The sequence below is a fragment of the Paenibacillus prosopidis genome (assembly GCF_003337375.1).
Taxonomy (GTDB): domain Bacteria; phylum Bacillota; class Bacilli; order Paenibacillales; family Paenibacillaceae; genus Pristimantibacillus; species Pristimantibacillus prosopidis.
The window spans coordinates 1-2,330 of sequence record NZ_QPJD01000067.1 but is presented as its reverse complement, the minus strand read 5'-3'; the positions used below and the strand labels follow the sequence as shown (position 1 = coordinate 2,330).

Genomic DNA, 2,330 nt, shown 5'->3' with positions numbered 1-2,330 from the left:
GGAACAGCAGCGAGCAGGGTAAAAGCGGCAAGCATAAATGTTAACAATAAACCTTTCCATGTTTTCATCATAAAACCCTCCAAATAATTGATTTTTGTGGTTGCAACCCTTCATCATTATGGATTGAATATTTTAATCCAAAAAGTACCAATTTTTTATAGTACCGGAGTAGGTATTGTTCATGGTTAGTGGTTAAGTAACGGAATTGCTCACGAACATGTTCACGCGACGTTATCTATGCCACGGTTCAATATTTTTGCAATTTTTTTCTCCTAACGTATGACAAAATGAGTACCAATTACGAATATATAAGTGTCTGACCGAGCGGTACCTTATATTAAGATCATTAAATACCTAAACCTACCTACCTGACATAAAGACTACAGAATACATAGGATCTATACAAGTGGTGGGGGGCGGTAGCCCGTGAAACTATGTCCCTGGACTAACTTGCCGTCAATAATAAGATTTATACTGAAGCCTGACATAGTTTACATAGTTAAATATCTTCTTGCCAAAAAAAAGGGGGGTAGCAGGCCGACTAGCACCAACTACCCCACTAACGCTATTCCTTTGACTGTTCCCGTTCTTTGTAGCCCCTAGATAGCGTATGCAAAGGGTTATCTAATGTAACGAATTACTTAGCGTACGATTTTTCCGTTTCGTGAGGTGGCCCAAATAAGAGCATTATAACGATTCCGATAAAGGAGAAGCAGGACCGCATGAGCAGACCGCCACACGAGGGTATGTCATTGAGCTAACGGGTACGATAGTGGAGCAAGCTGCCGCGGTGCAGATGCTCCATTTTTTCACTCAACTAACGGGCAGGATAATGTAATTGTTTGTGGAATAAGATGGTGAAAACTTTGAATGAAAGGAGGCTCTAACTATGCAGAGTATGAACAATCAACATCTGCAGACTGCTAATAACGTATACATTGAAGGCATTCAATACACAGAGATCCCTGTTTTCGATTTGGAAAAGGCGGTTGATTGGTATTGTGGAAAACTGGGTGCAAAACTAGGACTACTTAACGATGAGCTTGCTTTTGTAGATTTTTCTATGGGTCCTAGTTTATTTTTAGTCAAGACAAATGATAATACTGCAGCCACATTCAAGGTAAATGGTCAAGATCATTACACAATCGGATTTCGTGTTAAGGACATTCAAGGATTTCATAAATTTCTATCACAACTTGATACGAAAGTAAGTCCTATCGTTGTTGAAGGACATGGAAGCTTCTTTACGTTTTACGATCCTTTTGGAAATATGTTTGACGTTTTTCAACCGCCACAATAAATACGTAAATATCCCGAAGGTTCTTTCTTATCTTAAACTAACAGGATACGTTAGAATGGAGCTGCATTACGCGGCTCCATTTGCTCTATTAAAGTAAACGGGTACGATAGCATAAGTGCGTCAAGTTAAGTCATGTCATTTAGCAGGTGGAAACCCTGCTTGGGAAGACTCTAGCCAAGTCACCAATAGCGAGTCTTGGAGCTTTAAGGGTAACCTTACGGTTTAAGCGTAGACAGTCAGATAGTAGGCCGTGTGATTGAGCCTCGAAAGACGTACAAAAATGGAAAGGTCGACGGATTTTGAGCTCTCGGAAGACTACAGGATAAGCAGCGCAACAGGCGAGTTGCTTATCCCTTTCCCGGGGTCAGAGAGCAGGGCATGCTAGACAATGATGGCATGGGATCTTGAGAGATCCTATCGGTTCTGCGGTAGACGAGTACTTGCTAGGAAAGGAACCGCAGTATGAACAAACAACCCGGAAAGGTAGGATGTTCAAATGGCACGATAGGAAGTCGGATAACTTCATAGTACAGTTGCCCAAAGGGCGACTGGAAGGGGGTTACAAATTATCACTCTGGCTAAGGACACATGAACTACACACAGGGGTAGGTACAAACATGGAAACAAAATTAGCAAGAATAGCTGAAATTGCGAAACCCGCATTTATGTGAATATTTATGGGAAACGAAAGGCTAAGGCCTTTGTTCAGTAAGATGATTTGAAGAGCCGTATGCCTTTATTGGGCACGTACGGATCTGTGAGGGCTTGCAGGTCAAACCTACAAAATGGTAGGCCTGCATTCTACTCGACTAAAGACACTGAGGCAGCCGGTCCGAACGAACGGCTGCCTTTTCCACGCTAACTGGCAGGATAGTGCAACTTAGTGAGTGTGTTTGCGTTTATTAAAGAAACGGTTTGAAAAAATAAAAGAGGTGTGAGATGAAGCGAAAAATTGCTGTCTTACTTACGATTGTTACAATAGTTATAAGCATATTCTCCATTTGGTACTTCACACCCAAGCGGTACTCAG

Annotated in this window: 1 protein-coding gene; it reads left to right on the top strand. The window is 41.8% G+C overall.

What is annotated here, in order from left to right; translation table 11 throughout:
* Positions 1 to 889: 889 nt before the first annotated feature.
* Positions 890 to 1,300 carry a VOC family protein gene (locus tag DFP97_RS30280; RefSeq protein ID WP_114384363.1) on the top strand — a complete coding sequence of 137 codons (411 nt, stop codon included), beginning with the start codon at positions 890 to 892 and terminating at the stop codon, positions 1,298 to 1,300.
* Positions 1,301 to 2,330: the final 1,030 nt, after the last annotated feature.